Annotated in this window: 15 protein-coding genes; 8 read left to right on the top strand and 7 right to left on the bottom strand. The window is 46.3% G+C overall.

Annotated features, from left to right (window positions below; translation table 11 throughout):
* Positions 1 to 24: 24 nt before the first annotated feature.
* Positions 25 to 1,527, bottom strand: a complete 1,503-nt coding sequence (gene zwf / locus FZC78_RS05990) for a glucose-6-phosphate dehydrogenase (RefSeq protein WP_187444815.1) — start codon at positions 1,525 to 1,527, stop codon at positions 25 to 27.
* 435 nt (positions 1,528 to 1,962) lie between these two features.
* On the opposite strand from zwf, the gene rnz reads away from it, so the two are divergent.
* Positions 1,963 to 2,886 (top strand): ribonuclease Z, encoded by a 924-nt coding sequence (gene rnz, locus FZC78_RS05985; protein WP_148938708.1) that lies wholly within the window; start codon positions 1,963 to 1,965, stop codon positions 2,884 to 2,886.
* Between the two features lie 293 nt (positions 2,887 to 3,179).
* Entirely contained in the window at positions 3,180 to 3,722 is a 543-nt protein-coding gene (locus FZC78_RS05980) for a histidine phosphatase family protein (RefSeq protein WP_148938707.1), read from the top strand.
* Between the two features lie 696 nt (positions 3,723 to 4,418).
* Here FZC78_RS05980 and namA read toward each other — a convergent pair.
* Together namA and FZC78_RS05970 are read right to left on the bottom strand one after the other, a co-directional pair.
* Positions 4,419 to 5,435 carry an NADPH dehydrogenase NamA gene (gene namA, locus FZC78_RS05975; protein WP_148938706.1) on the bottom strand — a complete coding sequence of 339 codons (1,017 nt, stop codon included), beginning with the start codon at positions 5,433 to 5,435 and terminating at the stop codon, positions 4,419 to 4,421.
* Positions 5,436 to 5,612: 177 nt separating this feature from the next.
* Positions 5,613 to 6,758: a glycosyltransferase gene (locus tag FZC78_RS05970; protein ID WP_148938705.1), complete on the bottom strand. Its 1,146-nt coding sequence runs from the start codon at positions 6,756 to 6,758 to the stop codon at positions 5,613 to 5,615.
* 221 nt (positions 6,759 to 6,979) lie between these two features.
* Between FZC78_RS05970 and FZC78_RS05965 the strand changes: the two genes are divergently transcribed.
* The 4 genes from FZC78_RS05965 to FZC78_RS05950 all read left to right on the top strand — a co-directional run bounded on the left by FZC78_RS05965 (position 6,980) and on the right by FZC78_RS05950 (position 11,400).
* A complete protein-coding gene (locus tag FZC78_RS05965; protein ID WP_148938704.1) occupies positions 6,980 to 7,942 on the top strand; it encodes an MBL fold metallo-hydrolase in 963 nt (320 codons plus the stop codon).
* A gap of 15 nt (positions 7,943 to 7,957) precedes the next feature.
* Positions 7,958 to 8,752, top strand: a complete 795-nt coding sequence (locus tag FZC78_RS05960) for an SDR family NAD(P)-dependent oxidoreductase (protein WP_148938703.1) — start codon at positions 7,958 to 7,960, stop codon at positions 8,750 to 8,752.
* A 924-nt stretch (positions 8,753 to 9,676) separates the two neighbouring features.
* Positions 9,677 to 10,939 (top strand): DinB/UmuC family translesion DNA polymerase, encoded by a 1,263-nt coding sequence (locus tag FZC78_RS05955; RefSeq protein ID WP_148938702.1) that lies wholly within the window; start codon positions 9,677 to 9,679, stop codon positions 10,937 to 10,939.
* 125 nt (positions 10,940 to 11,064) lie between these two features.
* Positions 11,065 to 11,400, top strand: a complete 336-nt coding sequence (locus FZC78_RS05950) for a YolD-like family protein (RefSeq protein ID WP_148938701.1) — start codon at positions 11,065 to 11,067, stop codon at positions 11,398 to 11,400.
* A gap of 55 nt (positions 11,401 to 11,455) precedes the next feature.
* On the opposite strand, the gene FZC78_RS05945 is transcribed toward FZC78_RS05950, so the two are convergent.
* Positions 11,456 to 11,671 carry a CDGSH iron-sulfur domain-containing protein gene (locus FZC78_RS05945; RefSeq protein WP_113930952.1) on the bottom strand — a complete coding sequence of 72 codons (216 nt, stop codon included), beginning with the start codon at positions 11,669 to 11,671 and terminating at the stop codon, positions 11,456 to 11,458.
* A gap of 234 nt (positions 11,672 to 11,905) precedes the next feature.
* Between FZC78_RS05945 and FZC78_RS05940 the strand changes: the two genes are divergently transcribed.
* Positions 11,906 to 12,226, top strand: a complete 321-nt coding sequence (locus FZC78_RS05940) for an iron-sulfur cluster biosynthesis family protein (protein WP_148938700.1) — start codon at positions 11,906 to 11,908, stop codon at positions 12,224 to 12,226.
* Between the two features lie 39 nt (positions 12,227 to 12,265).
* Here FZC78_RS05940 and FZC78_RS05935 read toward each other — a convergent pair whose 3' ends face one another.
* From FZC78_RS05935 to FZC78_RS05930, 3 genes are all read right to left on the bottom strand, one after another.
* Positions 12,266 to 13,201 carry an alpha/beta hydrolase gene (locus tag FZC78_RS05935; RefSeq protein ID WP_148938699.1) on the bottom strand — a complete coding sequence of 312 codons (936 nt, stop codon included), beginning with the start codon at positions 13,199 to 13,201 and terminating at the stop codon, positions 12,266 to 12,268.
* Between the two features lie 406 nt (positions 13,202 to 13,607).
* Entirely contained in the window at positions 13,608 to 13,739 is a 132-nt protein-coding gene (locus FZC78_RS24520) for a hypothetical protein (RefSeq protein WP_286365472.1), read from the bottom strand.
* A 64-nt stretch (positions 13,740 to 13,803) separates the two neighbouring features.
* Positions 13,804 to 14,700, bottom strand: a complete 897-nt coding sequence (locus tag FZC78_RS05930) for a hydroxymethylglutaryl-CoA lyase (protein ID WP_187444814.1) — start codon at positions 14,698 to 14,700, stop codon at positions 13,804 to 13,806.
* Positions 14,701 to 14,891: 191 nt separating this feature from the next.
* Here FZC78_RS05930 and FZC78_RS05925 point away from each other — a divergent pair, with 191 nt between their 5' ends.
* Positions 14,892 to 16,073 (top strand): acetyl-CoA C-acetyltransferase, encoded by a 1,182-nt coding sequence (locus tag FZC78_RS05925; protein ID WP_148938698.1) that lies wholly within the window; start codon positions 14,892 to 14,894, stop codon positions 16,071 to 16,073.
* Positions 16,074 to 16,093: the final 20 nt, after the last annotated feature.

The raw sequence follows: 16,093 nt of genomic DNA, 5'->3' as shown, positions 1-16,093 counted from the left end.
TGTGCATCATCCTTTCAAGAAATATTAACAGTCGTCGACTTCGAGTTCAGAGAATGGCCACCAGAAGAATCCATCCTGTGCCAGCAGTTTGTCTGCGGCTAAGGGCCCCATTGTTCCTGATTCATAGTTAGGGAATTCTTCTTCAGTTGTGTTTTCCCAAACATTAGATATGGTATCCGTAAATGCCCAGGAAAGTTTCACTTCATCCCAGTGTGTAAAGTTCGTTGCGTCGCCGCGCATGCAGTCATGCAGAAGCTTTTCGTAAGCTTCTGGCGTGTTCATGCCGTCGACTCCATTGTTTACAAAGTTAAGTTTGACCGGTGTAGTCTCAATGTTCTGGCCGGTTTTCTTGGCATTCAAGTGAAGGGTGATTCCTTCTTCGGGCTGGATATGAATGACCAAAAGGTTCGGCGACAGCTGTTTATCGGTATTGTAATAAAGGTTCATCGGAATATCCTTGAACTGGATGACTATCTTGGTCGACTTGGCTTTCATTCTTTTTCCCGTGCGGATATAGAATGGCATGCCTGCCCAGCGGAAGTTATCGATCATCAGTTTTCCGGCGACAAATGTTTCTGTATTGGACTCAGGATCAACATTGCTTCCTGCACGGTACCCAGGAACTTCTGCATTGTTGATGAATCCAGCATCGTATTGTCCCCTGACAAAATAATCTTTCACTTCTTCCTGCTTCATCGGGCGAAGGGCTCTAAGCACCTTGACCTTTTCGCTTCTGATTTCATCTGTCGTCAATTTGATCGGCGGTTCCATTGCCAGAAGAGCGACCATCTGCATCATATGGTTCTGGACCATATCCCTTAAGGCTCCGCTCTTTTCATAGTACCGGCCGCGGTCCTCGACGCCCAGTTCCTCACTGGAAGTCACCTGGATGTTCGAAATGAAGCGGCTGTTCCATAAAGGTTCAAAAAGGGCATTTGCAAAACGGATGACTTCGATGTTTTGAACCATTTCTTTTCCAAGGTAATGGTCAATACGGTAGATTTCTTTCTCTGAGAACGCTGCACGAATTTGATTGTTCAGGACTTCTGCAGAAGCAAGGTCATGCCCGAATGGTTTTTCTATCACCAGGCGCTTGAATCCTTGCGTGTCCGTTAAGCCGTCTTGTTTCAAATGGTCTGTGATGGTGCCGAAGAACTCCGGTGCCATTGCTAGATAGAAAATTCGATTTCCTTGCAATTCGTACTGTTCATCCAATTGTACAGCCAGCTTATTTAACTCTATGTATGAATTACTGTCGGCCACGTCATTGGACTGATAATAAAAATGAGAGACGAATTCTTCGATGTTCTCATCTTTGCCGATGGATTTCAGGACCGATTCCTTAACATGTGCCTGGAATTCCTCATTAGAAAGCTCGCGTCGTGCCACACCTATAACGGCGAAGTTTTTAGCGATTTTTCCTTTTCTAAAGAGGTGATACAGAGAAGGAAAAAGCTTCCTTTTAGCCAAATCTCCAGTTGCTCCGAAAATCATTAATAAAGTTGATGGCGTATCATTATGTTTCACTGCTAAGACCTCACTTTTTCCTATTAAAATAACTATTCCGCAAGAAAGGACCATTTATTATTCTGATCAAGATATCTTCTATGCGAAAAGTCTATTATATGCTGTACTTTTTCTCAAAAACACTCTATACAAGTACTTAATTTTAAAGACTTCAGACGTATTTAGCAAATCATATGCTGTGTGATTTTCAGACAGGCCCTTCTATATAGTACACAATAGTGCTTATTAATGACATACTATTTTAGAATTAAGTTATGCTGTATCAGATATCCGTACCTTTAAATAGTGTCTCCAATTGTGTTCTTATTATTTTGGATCGTGCAGAGTGTGGAATTTCCCCTCAATCAGGTTTGTGGAGAAAGGAGCTTTAATACCACGCAGTGTGCCGGGTTGTGCTATTATGGAGGGGATAATATCAGGAGAGGGGGAGCTTCAATGGACTTGCTTTTTTTGGGAACAGGTGCCGGCGTGCCTGCCAAATCAAGGAATGTGACCTCTATTGCTTTAAAGCTTTTGGAAGAGAGAGGGGCAGTTTGGCTGTTCGACTGCGGAGAAGCGACGCAGCATCAAATCTTACATACAACGTTAAAACCGAGAAAGATAGAGAAGATCTTCATCACTCATTTACATGGTGATCATATTTACGGTCTGCCGGGATTGCTGGGGAGCCGCTCCTTTCAAGGAGGAGAAACCGAATTGACGGTTTATGGTCCTCCGGGGATCAGGGAGTTCATCCAGGTTTCCTTATCCATCAGCGGAACTCATCTGCTTTATCCTTTACATATTGAAGAAATAGAAGAAGGGCCCATTTTTGAAGATGAACTATTTTCTGTGGAAGCGCGTTTGCTTGACCATGCGATTCCTTGTTTTGGGTACCGTATTGTAGAAAAAGACAAGCCGGGCGTCCTCCAAGCGGATAAGCTGAAAGATTTGGGAGTCAAGCCTGGACCTATTTTTAAAAAGCTTAAAGAAGGTGAGACAGTCACCTTGGAAGACGGCAGGGTGATAGTTGGAACCGACTTTCTCGGCCCCCCTGTAAAAGGAAGGGTGGTTACGGTCCTTGGTGACACCAGGGTTTCTACCGCAGCTGAAAAACTTGCGGAGGAGGCAGATGCCCTTATTCATGAAGCCACTTTCAGCGGGGACCAGGAAAAAATGGCTCATGATTATTTTCATTCCACAACCAAGCAGGCAGCTCAAACCGCTTTGTCAGCCGGTGCAAAGAAATTGTTTTTAACCCATATCAGCTCGAGGTTCACAGAAGCGGAATGGCCTGAACTACAGCAGGAAGCACGCGAAATCTTTCCTGAAAGTTATATAGCAAGTGATTTCTTTGAGGTGTCCATAACGAAAGAGTAGATTATCCTGTACGGGTGAGCGGGCAGTGTATCAGGTGCTGGCTTGTCCACGCCGGATATTTTTATTAGGCTCTTTTCGTAAACTTTGTTGCTATTTAATGCTAATTCCCAAAAAATGATCACTATAATAAAAATAATCTTGTAATAACGAAAAGAAAAGAGCTACTCTCCCTGGATTAGAAAGTAAACTCTTAGTTTTCGGGGAAAAACCCGGATCTTAGGATTTTTCCGAAAGCAACAATTTATGCGAAAACAGCTTTTTATTAATATCGGATAGAAAGCGGGGAATTACAGATGAAACACTTATATATTGTACGTCACGCAAAAGCGGAAGGACAGCCTCCTGAAGCAAAGCTTACGGCTCTTGGTGAGGAACAGGCCCGTTCTCTGGCTGATTTTTTTGAAGGCAGAAAAATTGATGCTTTATACAGCAGCCCGTTTTTACGTGCCCGGAAGACGATTGAGCCGCTGGCAGAAAAGAGAGGCGTTCCTATTATAGAGGATGCCCGCTTGGGTGAAAGGATATTGAGCGGCACCGATCTTGATGACTGGATGATGCATCTTGAAAAGAGTTTTGAGGACTATGAATATTTACTAGAAGGAGGCGAGTCAAACCGTACAGCTTATGAGAGAGCTTCCGCGTTCCTGGAAGAGATCCTCGAGAGCGATGATGATTATGTTGCTGTTGTCAGCCATGGCAACCTGACTACGCTGCTTCTAAGGTACTTTGATGATCGGTTTGGCTACCATGAGCTTATGAAGCTATCCAATCCGGATGTTTTTCATGTGAGTTTTGAAGAGGGGGAACCTTCTGTCGAGCGGATTTGGAGTGAGTGATAGACATAGTGTTGACTCTTTAGGTTCTAACTCACTTAGATTATGGATGGTTTGAGGGATACCCTCTAGTGTCTTTGGTAGATGAGGGAGACCTAAGTCGAAAAGAAGGCTTCTAGGTGTCCCTCGAGATGGCGCCGAGCGACACCAGAGCATGAAAAGAGAGCCTCAGGTGTCCCTCGAGATGTCGACGAGTGATACTAGAGCTGGAAAAGAGGGCCTCAGGTGTCCCTCGAAAAGTCACCGAGAGACACCAAAGCTGGAAAAAAGGATCTCAGGTGTCCCTCGGGAAGGCGCCGAGGGACATCAAAGTTGAAAAAAAGGCTTCTAGGTGTCCCTCGAAAAGTCGTCGAGCGACACCAGAGCATGAAAAGAGGGCCTCAGGTGTCCCTCGAAAAGTCACCGAGAGACACCAAAGCTGGAAAAAAGGGTCTCAGATGTTCCTCGGGAAGGCGCCGAGGGACATCAAAGTTGAAAAAAAGGCTTCTAGGTGTCCCTCGAAAAGTCGTCGAGCGACACCAGAGCAGGCAAAAGAGCCTCAGGTGTTTTTCTGGAAGGTGACGAGAGACGCCAGAGCAGAAAATTGCAAAATTCATCCCACCTATTAAGCTGCAAATCATTGACATGATTTCCACAGCCCATCCTTCATCCAAAAATCAAACAAAAAAGAGTGCAAACGCTATGTTTGCACTCTTTATATTACCAAGCCCTGTCATATTGCTTAGGCGGCTCGATTTCGACTCCAAGTTCTTTAGCAGCAGTTCTTGGCCAGTACGGGTCGCGAAGGAATTCCCTTGCGAGCAGAATAAGATCAGCACGATCATTTTGAAGGATTTCTTCTGCCTGAATTCCAGATGTGATCAGGCCGACTGCGCCTGTCGGAATTTCTGCCTTGCTCCTGATGGTTTCGGAGAATTTAACCTGGTAGCCAGGATAGACATCGATTTTCGCCGGTACGACTGCCCCGGAGCTGACATCGATCAGGTCGACTCCCTGTTCTTTCATCCATGATGAGTAAATGGCATAATCCTCTGCATCCAATCCGCCTTCCGCATAATCTTTTGCTGATACACGGACGAAGAGAGGGCCGTTCCACACCTCATTGACCGCTTCGAGCACTTCGCGCAGGAAGCGGTAGCGGTTTTCGGCAGAGCCGCCATATTCGTCGCTCCGCTTATTGGAAAGAGGAGAGAGGAACTCGTTGATCAAGTATCCATGTGCTGCGTGGATCTCGATTACGTCATATCCGGCTTTCTTGGCTCTTTCTGCTCCTTGTTTAAAAGCAGTGACCGTTTCTTCAATATCGCCTTTACTCATTTCTAATGGTGTTTTCATCTTCTCATTGAATGCGATGGAGGACGGAGCAATGATGTCTCCTTCAATCACAGCTTTCCTTCCTGCATGGGCCAGCTGGATACCGGTATGGGCGCCCTGTTCTTTCATCAGAGATACGAGTTCGCTGAGTCCTTCGATATGGTCGTCGCTCCAGATGCCCAGGTCCTGCGGGGAAATCCGCCCCTGTGCAGTCACAGCTGTTGCTTCCTGAATGATCAGTCCGACGCCGCCTACCGCCCTGCTCGTATAGTGGGTTTTATGCCAATTCTCCACTTTTCCATCTTCATTATGTGAAGAGTACATGCACATTGGCGCCATGACGATTCTGTTCTTCAAAGTAAGATCTTTGATTTTATATGATTCAAATAATTTGGCTGACACGCTATCCGCTCCTTTTTGATAAGCTGTTTTTCGCATTAATTGCTGCTTTCGAAAAATCCCAAGAGCGGCTCTTTTCGAGACAGCAACAAAGTTTACGAAAAGAGCCTTATGATATTTCGCCTTCCTAAATACATGCTTATTATATCAGCAGAAAATTTTCCGAAAAAGGATTTTGCCTTAGTCCTTCTCCATGCTGCGGAGTTCCTCTAAAGAATATTTGGTGCCCCGCCAGATTACGCCTCCTCGGACAAAGGTCAGCACAACCGCTCTTATGATACTGAATATGAAGATGAGGGCGGTTACCGGAAGTGCCAGGAACAAGGCTGGATGAAAGTCAGTCATTTTTTTGATGACCGATGTGTAGCTGCCCAAAATCAAAAGGATCACCGCCAAGCTCATCAGCCTTACAGTGGTATCCGATGACAGAAGCGTCAGGAAAGGGAATACCTGTGAAAAAAACACTCCGGAAATGGCCAGGAGCACCATTGAATAGCGGTAATAAAGGCCTGCGAATGTATTCTTCTCCAGCCCTTGAAAAGCGGCTTTCAATGTAGGGTACCACTCCACCCGCAGGAGGCTGATGGCGGTCACCATTCGTTGATTTAATTTATGTTCTTTGACTTTGAAGCCGAGCTGCAGATCATCATCCGGCCGGTTCTTCAAGCTTTTATGGGTACCAATCGTTTCATAGGCCGGCCGGGTCATCAGGTTGAAAGCGCCTATTCCCATTCCGATGGAAGACCGTTCATCGTTAGCTTTCCATGGCCGTTTGAAATAAGAAAACCCAAACAGAAAGAAGGCGATGAATGACTGCAGCCAAAAGCCTTTCGCTGTCAGGGAAGGAGCTGCCGTGAGATGATCGGCATTCTCGGTTTGCAGAACTCTTACTGCTTTTGAGATAGCGTCAGGGTCATAATGGACATCGGCATCTGTAAAAAGAAGCAGCTCACCTTCCGAGTGAAGATATCCCTGATAGAGGGCATGGTTCTTTCCAAGCCAGCCCTTTGGCAGCTGAGTTAAATGAAGCGTCTTGATTCTCTTGTCCATAGAGGCGATTCTCTCAATTTCTGCACCCGTTTCATCAGTTGAGCGGTCGTTTACGATGACCCACTGAAGTCTCTTATACGTAGATTTCAACTGCGATTCTATGCTTTTCCTGATAGTGTGGGCTTCATTTCTGGCAGGCACAATGATGGAAATTAGCGGCCCATCATGATCCGGCTCGGCCTTTTCCAATGAATTGATCTTCCGCAGTCCCAAGGCTATATCTGTAAATAAGATGGCCCAGCCAATCAAATTGATCGCAAGCAATATTAAAAGCATTCATCACTTCTCCTGTACTTTAGTCTCGTCTATTGCAATTCACTGCGTTTTTATCTATTGTAGCAATTAGTGTCTAGTCGTGCAGTTTTCAGTGTTTATCCTAGTATTTCCATTGCTGTTTTGAAAAAATTACATCCTTCTCATGACATCTAGTGAGAAAAGAAGTAAAATAAAAGAATGAATACTCATTCATTTTAAATATAGAAAAAGTGGTGAAATATATGAATGCCTATTGGGCTGGAGATATAGCAAAAATAGTGCTGCCGACGCCTTTTGCAGTCGGGGATGTAAATGTCTACCTAGTAAAAGGGGAAGCGCTGAGCCTGATTGATGTCGGCCCGCAAACCGCGGAAGCCAGAAAAGTCCTGGAGTTAAATCTTGCAGAATTAGGGTATTCAGTACAAGACATCGAGCAGGTCATCCTGACTCATCATCACCCTGATCACGCCGGGATGCTTGACTGGATGCCGGACCACATCGATATAATCGGCCACCCCGCCAATGAAAGATGGCTTGTGAGGACCGATGATTTTGTGGAAGAGCATGACCGTTTTTATGTAAAATTATTTTTGCAGTCCGGTCTGCCGCAAGAATTCCTGCACTTCATCCATAAAATCAGGGCTCCCCTTGAGTTCATGGGAAACAGGGGATTGACTCGTACAATAATGCAAGGGGATTCGATTCCCGGTATGAAGGAATGGACTGTATTGGACACACCGGGCCACGCCCAGAGCCATATTTCTTTTTGGCGCGAGAAGGACGGCACGATGATTGCCGGGGACCACATTCTCTCTCATATCTCGCCCAATCCGCTGATCGAACCTCCTGAGAAAGAGGGAGAAGAGCGGCCAAAGCCTCAGCTTCAATACAATCAATCCCTGCAGGGGCTTTTGCAAGTGGATATCAATCTTGCTTATACAGGGCATGGGGAAGAGGTTGTCGATGTGCATTCTCTTATACATAAACGGCTGCAAAAACAGCATGACCGGGCAATGCATGTGAAAGAGCTGTTGAAAAATGATCCGCAGTCTCTCTTTTCACTTTGCCGAAAACTTTTTCCATCCGTTTATCGTAAAGAGCTTGGTTTGACGTTGTCTGAAACACAGGCTCAAATCGATTATTTAGAAGCGGGGCATGAGATATCCCGGGAAGAACGGGATGGTGTCCTGCTGTATTACTGTTAAAAAGAAGGTGAAACCGTGAATCAGCGTTTAAAAAATAAAAATGTAGTCATTACCGGAGCGTCCGGCGGAATTGGTGAAAAAATCGCACTCAAAGCAGCGGAAAGCGGAGCAAATGTCGTGCTGATGGCCCGCAGTGAAGACCGCCTAAAAGAACTGCAAAAAACGATTGAGAGCCGGTATAAGGTGAAAGCCTTCATCCACAGTGTCGATGTATCCCGGTTTGAATCGATTCCCTCTGTTTTTCAATCGATTTACAGGGAGGTTGAGAATGTAGATGTCCTCGTCAACAATGCCGGTTACGGAATTTTTGACGAAGCCGACCAAGCAAGCTTTGAAGATATCAAAGGGATGTTTGATGTGAATGTTCTGGGGCTCATTGCCTGTACCAAGCATGTGCTGCCGATCATGAAAAAAAGAAATTCAGGGCATATCATCAACATTGCTTCCCAGGCAGGCAAGCTCGCGACGCCTAAATCCAGTGCCTACTCCGCCTCAAAGCATGCTGTGCTTGGGTACACAAACAGCCTGCGCATGGAAGCATCCTCTTCAAACATCTATGTAACGGCTGTCAATCCTGGACCGATTGCAACCAACTTCTTCAATGTCGCAGACCGTTCCGGCACTTATGCCAAAAATGTGGAGCGATTCATGCTCGACCCGGATGCAGTTGCCGAAAAGATCGTTGATAAGATGCTCACCAACACCAGGGAAATCAACCTGCCGCGCTGGATGAATGCGGGCAGCGTCCTTTATACCCTGTTTCCAGGGGTTGTCGAGCGTCTCGGGAGAAATGCTTTTTTCAAGAAATGATGAGAACCCAGGACTATTTGGTCCCGGGTTTCCCTTAGTGGTGCACACTAATCTAAAACACACCTGAAACGCACTTGAATTGACAGTGCGTTTTTTTATTGATTTGACAGAGGAAATAGTAAATTACAGAACTGCCMCAATGGCTTCAAAATAGAATTCGTTGAATTGAAACATTTGTCCGGATCTTTTTCAGTAAGGTGTCCGGATTAAGAAAACATGCAGACAGGTAATTTCGGTGTAAAAAGAACACTTCGGTCGGGAGTGGCATAGAAATGCGCGGGGTGACCGATGTGGGGGCAGCTTCAGTCGGGAGCGGCCCAAAAATTGCGCTGGGTGACCGATGTTTGGACAACTTCGGTCGGGAGCGGTCCGAAAAATGCGTGTGGTGACCGATGTTTGGGCAGTTTCGGTCGGGAGCGGTCCGAAAAATGCGTGTGGCGACCGATGTGGGGGCAGCTTCGGTCGGGAGCGGCCCAAAAAATGCGTGTGGCGTCCGATGCGGGGGCAGCTTCGGTCGGGAGCGGCCCGAAAAATGTGTGTGGCGACCGATGTGGGGCCAGCTTCGGTTGGGAGCGGCCCAAAAAATGCGTGTGGCGACCGATGTGGGGCCAGCTTCGGTCGGGAGCGGTCCGAAAAATGCGTGTGGTGACCGATGTGGGGGCAGCTTCGGTCGAGAGCGGCCCAAAAAATGCGTGGGCGACCGATGCAGGATCAGCTTCGAACAGCAACTGCCACATCCATTTTTCCAGTGTGCATTCATGATTTCACCACAATTGTCCATTCCTTGCTGATTACCCTTATTTGTCCAAAATCTCAAAAATTTTCACTGTGTACCAACAAATAATATTTGAAAACGAACGTATATTCGTATACAATTTTAGATAAAATAGAACGAATGTTCCCTTTCGGAAAGGAGTGGAGAAAATGACTGTCGACTATGGTGATCTTCCCGACCAGAAAATTTTATGCATCGATATGAAGAGTTTTTATGCAAGCTGCTCGGCTGTCATGATGGGGCTTGATCCATCCGACTGCTACCTGGCGGTGGCGGGAAAATTGGACCGCCCCGGAAGCGTCATCCTGGCTGCTTCCCCCAAATTGAAAAAGGAATTCGGCATCAAAACCGGTTCCCGTCTGTTCGAAGTGCCAAAGGACCCCAAAATTCTGGTAGTTGAACCTGCTATGGCTGCCTACATCCGCATTTCCACCGAGATCACCCGTCTGTTTCACCGGTATGTACCCAAAGATGCAATCCATACGTACAGTGTCGATGAAAGTTTTTTGAAAATAGACGGAACCTCCCATCTATGGGGTGACGCCCATACCATCGCCTGGAAAATCAAACAGGACATCGAAAGGGAGTTCCAGCTTCCCTGTGCCATCGGAATCGGCCCGAATATGCTGATGTCGAAGCTGTGCCTCGACTTGGAGGCCAAAAAGCATGGAGTCGCTGAGTGGACCTATGAAGATGTTCCTGAGAAGTTATGGCCGGTTTCCCCGCTGAGTGAAATGTGGGGAATCGGCAGGCGGCTTGAGAAAACCCTGAACCGCATGGGGATCTTCAATGTCGGCCAGCTTGCGAAATTCGACCTGCAGAAGCTGGAAAGCAAATTCGGCATCATGGGCAACCAGCTGTATTATCATGCCTGGGGAGTCGATTTGTCTGAAATCGGAGCGCCGATCATGGATGGACAGGTCAGCTTCGGCAAAAGCCAGATTCTTCTGCGCGATTATAAAGAGGAAGAGGAAATCAAAAGCGTCATGCTTGAGATATGCGAAGAGGTGGCCCGGCGGACCCGGAATCACCGGCAGGCAGGGCGGACCATCAGCTTGAGCATAGGCTACAGCCAGGAGGAATTTGGCGGAGGATTCAACCGGTCGCGATCGATAGAAGAGCCCACGAATATCACCATGGACTTATATAAAGTCTGCCTTCAACTCTTCAAGGAAAACTACAACGGCAAAACCGTCCGCAGCATCTCCATCAGCCTCGGAAACCTCTTTCCGGATGAAAGTATGCAAGTCAGCCTGTTTGAGCCAGACCGCTGGAAGAAACGGGAGCTCGGATATGTCGTCGACCAAATCCGCCACAAATATGGTTCAGGTGCTTTGCTGCGGGCCATTTCCTACACCGCTGCCGGCACTGCCAAACACCGTGCGACTCTGGTGGGAGGGCATAAGGCGTAAAGTGAGGATCAAGCCGTCAAGGTCCGTCCTACTTTCTCTTAGCTTCGCCCTTAGCCTGAAAGAGAAACCTGCAATTTTTGAAGTCAGCCGAAATAGCCAAATTGAAAGAGAAAGAGGTGATCAAAATGAACCGCGACCGTGGAAGAATCAAGTGGACCTCCATGATGCTGCCGGAGCATGTGAAACTGCTGAGGGACTGGGCACACGAAGACAGCTTTGAGCAGCAGAAGAAAGTGGATGAGCAGCATCTTGAGGAGTTGAACGAAATCACAGCGGAAGCCATGGAGTTCAGCCGCCTGGTCACCATTACCCATTATGCCGGCCGGCGCCATGAATTACTGATCGGCCGCATTCATTATTACGACGGATTGAAGGGAAAGCTTCATGTCCTTGACCGCTTCGAAAAGAAATATTACCTGTCAATCAATGACATTGCCGACATTCATTTTACAGAAGAATAATCACAAAAAAAGCCTGATATAAAGGAGGAATCCCTTTCTCAGGCTCATGGAAAACTTATTTATCATCCAGTACTTTTTCTGCGCGTACACATGATTCAAACTTGCCTTTATGAGATGCATCACAGAAAGGCATTCTCGTTGAAAGTCCGCAGCGGCAAAGAGAAAATACGTTTTTTGTCGGAAAAACATTGCCTTCTGCGTCCACAAGCTCAACGTCACCTGTTACTTTTAAAGATCCATTGTCATTCACTTTGATTTGCACTTTTGTCATAAAAATCATCCTTTCTGTTTGTTACAAAGAGTCCCCACCTTGATAGTAAGTGGAAGGTTGGAAAAATGCAACAATTTCTGTGATCCTATATAGCGGCTTTTGAAATATCCAAGAGTGGAAATAATAGATGAGCCAGTTTAAAAAGGCCTTATACTTCATAATCCCTAAAAATGAAAAACAGCCAAGTCATATGGTAAACTAACGCCACAGGCATAACGTCAAGGAGGTTTACAGATGGACATCACAATAACCAATGAAGCACAAGAGGTTTTGAAGACAAAAATAGGCGGTCAAAAAGGCTATTTGAAAATAAAGTATGAAACAGAAGGCTGCGGATGCGTCATGAGCGGAATCCCTGTTTTAGAATACGTCACTCAAAAGGGCTGGGATGATATCGAAATCAGTACAGAAGCAATGCCGGTACTGGTCGAGAAATCAAAAACAGTCTTTTACGACAAGGATTTGAAAATCGACTTTTCCTCTTCCGCTAATACGTTTCAGTTGAAGAGCCCCAGTCAGATATTAAATGGAAGAATGAGTTTCATCATTCATTAAAAAAGGATGACTCCCTTGAAATAAAGGGGTCATCCTTTTTTATGAGGATAAGTTAAGAAACCCGGTGGGGGCAGAAACCTCCTCCAAAAATTCATCAATAGCTTTTTCATACTCTTCCTTATTCTCATTATAGGATTGCGCATGAAGTCCATTTTCGGCAAGATATAGTTTCTTGCTTCCGCTTTTTTTATCAAATAGTTCCTGGGTCATGGAAGAAAGAATGAAATCATCAGGGGTGCTGTGAATAAAAAGCACGGGCTTTTTTATGTTTTCAACAACCGACCTCGGTGAGATGTCCTTCAGGGTATAACCCTCGCGCAGCTTCAAAAACAAATCGGCAAGTAGAAGGAGAAGCCCCTGGATTGGCAGCCTGACTTCCTTCGTCATACGGTAGGAAAGCTGTTCGCCAAAGTCGGAATATGGGCAGTCCGCGATATAAAAATCAGCCCGGTCTTCTACAGAGCCTGCATAAAGCAGCATGGTGGAAGACCCCATTGATTCTCCGTGGATCCCAAAGAAAACATCCTCACCTTGACGCCGAATGAGTTCCTGGACCACCGCCTGCAGGTCGTGCTTCTCATAGAAACCATAACTCGAAGTTTTGCCGCCTGACTCCCCATGCCGGCGATGATCATAAACTACTGCATTGAAGCCCCTTTTAAGAAATAAGTTCATATACTTTAAGGAATTAAGCTTGGTCTCAGTGACGCCGTGACAAAAAATCATATATTTATTGCCGGGGTTTGGATTCACAAAAACCGCCTTAATTGTGTAGCCAAAGGGAGAAGGGATGCTGACTTCCTCCTTAGGCAGTGCATTATAATCCTCCATATTCAAGCGCCCGGCTGAAATTTCACGGTGAAGTATCTCCTGTTCGTCCTTTTTCTTTAAGTACATAAACTGATTTGTTAAATAAACGCCGAGACCGGCGGCAGCTGCAAGAGCACCGCCGACAGCGGGAATCCACTTTTTCATGATAAAAGCCTCCAAGATTTAGTTCTCTATATTTTACCACTTCATGTAAACCAGGTATAGAAAACGCTCTTTCTTAGCCGGGGAAATGGGTCATTAACGGCAGGAAGCGAAGTACATTAAAAAAGAAACAATACATTATGATGTTCCTCGGATCAGAAGCGAGGTACATCAAAAGAGAAAAAACGCAATCTGATGTTGCTCGGACGGGAAGCGAAGTACATCAAAAGAGAAAAAACATGATTTGATGTCCCTCGGAGGAAAAGCGAGAGGCATCAAAAGCAAAAAAATTCAACAAGATGTCCCCCAGACCGTACCACCAATCCCACCGTCTTCCAACAACAAACACTCCATCCCAACAAAAAAAGCCGGTCCGCAAAACATACGGACCGGCCATAAAAATCTCTCATCACTGCTTTGAGTTCTGGCGGTTTGTAGGATGAACCGCTTTTTCCAGCTCTTCTTTAGAAATCACATTCTGAACTGTATCAGCATTCGGTTTCCCTTTTTGGCTGTATCCCTTTTCGCGCTTTTGGCTCATGTTTGTCTTCCTTTCCTAATAGGATATAGGATTAGGATGCTCAAGGGAGTGGGAGCTATTCAGATTATTGACCGGCAGTTTGCAGCTTGTAGTAGCCGGTGTCGATGCTGCGGGAAAGGTGAGGTGCCACAATATTCACCGCGGCAACAAGCCTGTCAAGGTCGACGCCTGTGTCGATCCCCATTTGTTTAAGCATAAAGACAACGTCCTCCGTAGCCGCGTTGCCTGAGGCGCCGGGGGCGAATGGACAGCCTCCAAGTCCGCCGGCAGAAGTGTCAAATCGATCAACTCCGGCCTGAAGGGATGCAAGGATATTTGCAAGTGCCATTTTACGTGTATCGTGAAAATGAGCTGTCATCAAAACATCCGGCAGCGTTTTCTTAAGTAAAGAGAAAAGCTCGTAGGACTCTTTCGGATTGGCCATGCCGATAGTGTCCGCAACACTCAGTTCATCCACCCCCATATCAGCGAATTCCCTGCACAGTTGAAGAGTTTCCTGTGGAGGAATTTTTCCTTCATATGGGCAATAGAATGAGGTAGAGATGCAGGCGCGGACAAAATAGCCTTTTTCTTTGAGTTCAGCAACAATCGGTTTCAGTTCTTCAAGGCTTTCGGTTGTTGTTTTGTTGATGTTCTTCTTGTTGAAGCTGTTGCTGACTCCGACAAAAACGGCCACGGCTTTTCCTTGGGTTTCAAGGACTCGGTCGACTCCTCTCCGGTTCGGGGCAAGCACCATGTCCCGTTCGCTGTCCAAGCAGGCTTCCACTATCTCACCGGCATCTTTCATCTGCGGCACCCACTTGGGCGACACAAATGAAGTGAGTTCCATTTCCTTCAAGCCCGCCTCTTTGAGAGCACGGATAAACTGTATTTTAATGTCTGTGGGAACAAAGTTTTTTTCGTTTTGCAGTCCGTCCCGCGGGCCGACTTCTATCATTGTAACTTTTTTCGGTAAGTCCATTGAAATTCCTCCATCCAAAGATAAGTTCTATCTACATTGTAGAAAAATTCAGATTTAAAAAGCAACTATAAATATTTTGACGAATTAAAAGGAATTTAAGCGCTTACATAGAAAACATTATAAGTAGATGTAAAAAAGAGAGGCAGCTTGCCCTGTTTTCTTGCAAGTTCTGCATAAGGAGGAACAAGAACATGAAAGAAGTAGTAATCGTGAGTGCGGTCCGTACGGCTATAGGCAGCTTCAACGGATCTTTAAAGGATATCCCGGCACCGGAGCTGGGAGCGATAGTGATCAAGGATGCATTGGAAAAAGCAGGAGTATCGATGAATGATGTAGATGAAGTCATCATGGGGAATGTGCTGCAGGCAGGTCTCGGGCAGAACCCGGCAAGGCAGGCGGCGCTTAAAGCAGGGATGCCGGAAACGGTTCCTGCGATGACCATTAACAAAGTATGCGGATCGGGGCTGAAAACGGTCCATTTAGCTGCACAGGCAATTATCGCTGGTGATGCAGACATAATTGTTGCCGGCGGAATGGAAAATATGAGCCAGGCACCTTATTTGCTTCCAAATGCAAGGAACGGCTATAGAATGGGCGACGGAAAAGTGGTCGACAGCATGATTTCGGACGGCTTATGGTGTGCGTTCAATGACTATCATATGGGTATGACGGCAGAGAACCTTTGCGACCGCTATTCCATTAAAAGAGAAGAGCAGGACGAATTCGCAGCCTGGAGCCAGGAAAAAGCAGCGGCCGCAATGGAAGCCGGTAAATTTGACAGCGAAATTGTCCCTGTCGAAATTCCTCAAAGAAAAGGGGAGCCCGTTATTTTCAAAACCGATGAATTTCCGCGTAAGAGCTCGACAGCGGAGAAATTGTCAGGTTTAAGGGCGGCATTTAAAAAAGAAGGAAGTGTCACGGCAGGAAACGCATCTGGCATCAATGATGGAGCAGCTGCTGTTGTCGTGATGTCAAAAGAGAAGGCGGACCAGCTGGGAATCACTCCGCTTGTGACAATCAAAGCAAATGCAAATGCTGCGGTTGATCCGGCAGTTATGGGCATAGGACCAGTATCTGCTGTGAAGAATGTTTTAGAGAAATCGAGCTTGTCCCTGACAGATATGGACTTGATAGAAGCCAATGAAGCCTTTGCTGCCCAATCTCTTGCTGTCGACCGTGAACTTCAATTTGATAAAGAAAAGCTGAATGTGAACGGAGGGGCGATTGCCCTTGGCCACCCGATCGGTGCAAGCGGGACACGCATCCTTGTGACTCTTATCCATGAAATGGGCCGCAGAAATGCGAAGAGGGGGCTCGCGACACTTTGCATCGGCGGCGGACAAGGTGTAGCCACAATAGTAGAAAAATTTTAACCATAAAACGAAGGAGGAAC

It is taken from the genome of Rossellomorea vietnamensis (assembly GCF_008180415.1).
Lineage (GTDB): Bacteria > Bacillota > Bacilli > Bacillales > Bacillaceae_B > Rossellomorea > Rossellomorea vietnamensis_C.
This window is presented reverse-complemented; position numbering and strand designations above follow the sequence as displayed.

What these genes read in the sequence shown, in the direction of transcription:
- FZC78_RS05950 (WP_148938701.1), top strand. Translation starts at nt 11,065, where the DNA reads ATGAACCGCGACCGTGGAAGAATCAAGTGGACCTCCATGATGCTGCCG.
- FZC78_RS05935 (WP_148938699.1), bottom strand. Translation starts at nt 13,201, where the DNA reads ATGAAAAAGTGGATTCCCGCTGTCGGCGGTGCTCTTGCAGCTGCCGCC.
- FZC78_RS05970 (WP_148938705.1), bottom strand. Translation starts at nt 6,758, where the DNA reads ATGCTTTTAATATTGCTTGCGATCAATTTGATTGGCTGGGCCATCTTA.
- FZC78_RS05980 (WP_148938707.1), top strand. Translation starts at nt 3,180, where the DNA reads ATGAAACACTTATATATTGTACGTCACGCAAAAGCGGAAGGACAGCCT.
- FZC78_RS05945 (WP_113930952.1), bottom strand. Translation starts at nt 11,671, where the DNA reads ATGACAAAAGTGCAAATCAAAGTGAATGACAATGGATCTTTAAAAGTA.
- FZC78_RS05955 (WP_148938702.1), top strand. Translation starts at nt 9,677, where the DNA reads ATGACTGTCGACTATGGTGATCTTCCCGACCAGAAAATTTTATGCATC.
- rnz (WP_148938708.1), top strand. Translation starts at nt 1,963, where the DNA reads ATGGACTTGCTTTTTTTGGGAACAGGTGCCGGCGTGCCTGCCAAATCA.
- FZC78_RS05965 (WP_148938704.1), top strand. Translation starts at nt 6,980, where the DNA reads ATGAATGCCTATTGGGCTGGAGATATAGCAAAAATAGTGCTGCCGACG.
- FZC78_RS05940 (WP_148938700.1), top strand. Translation starts at nt 11,906, where the DNA reads ATGGACATCACAATAACCAATGAAGCACAAGAGGTTTTGAAGACAAAA.
- FZC78_RS05930 (WP_187444814.1), bottom strand. Translation starts at nt 14,700, where the DNA reads ATGGACTTACCGAAAAAAGTTACAATGATAGAAGTCGGCCCGCGGGAC.
- FZC78_RS24520 (WP_286365472.1), bottom strand. Translation starts at nt 13,739, where the DNA reads ATGAGCCAAAAGCGCGAAAAGGGATACAGCCAAAAAGGGAAACCGAAT.
- FZC78_RS05925 (WP_148938698.1), top strand. Translation starts at nt 14,892, where the DNA reads ATGAAAGAAGTAGTAATCGTGAGTGCGGTCCGTACGGCTATAGGCAGC.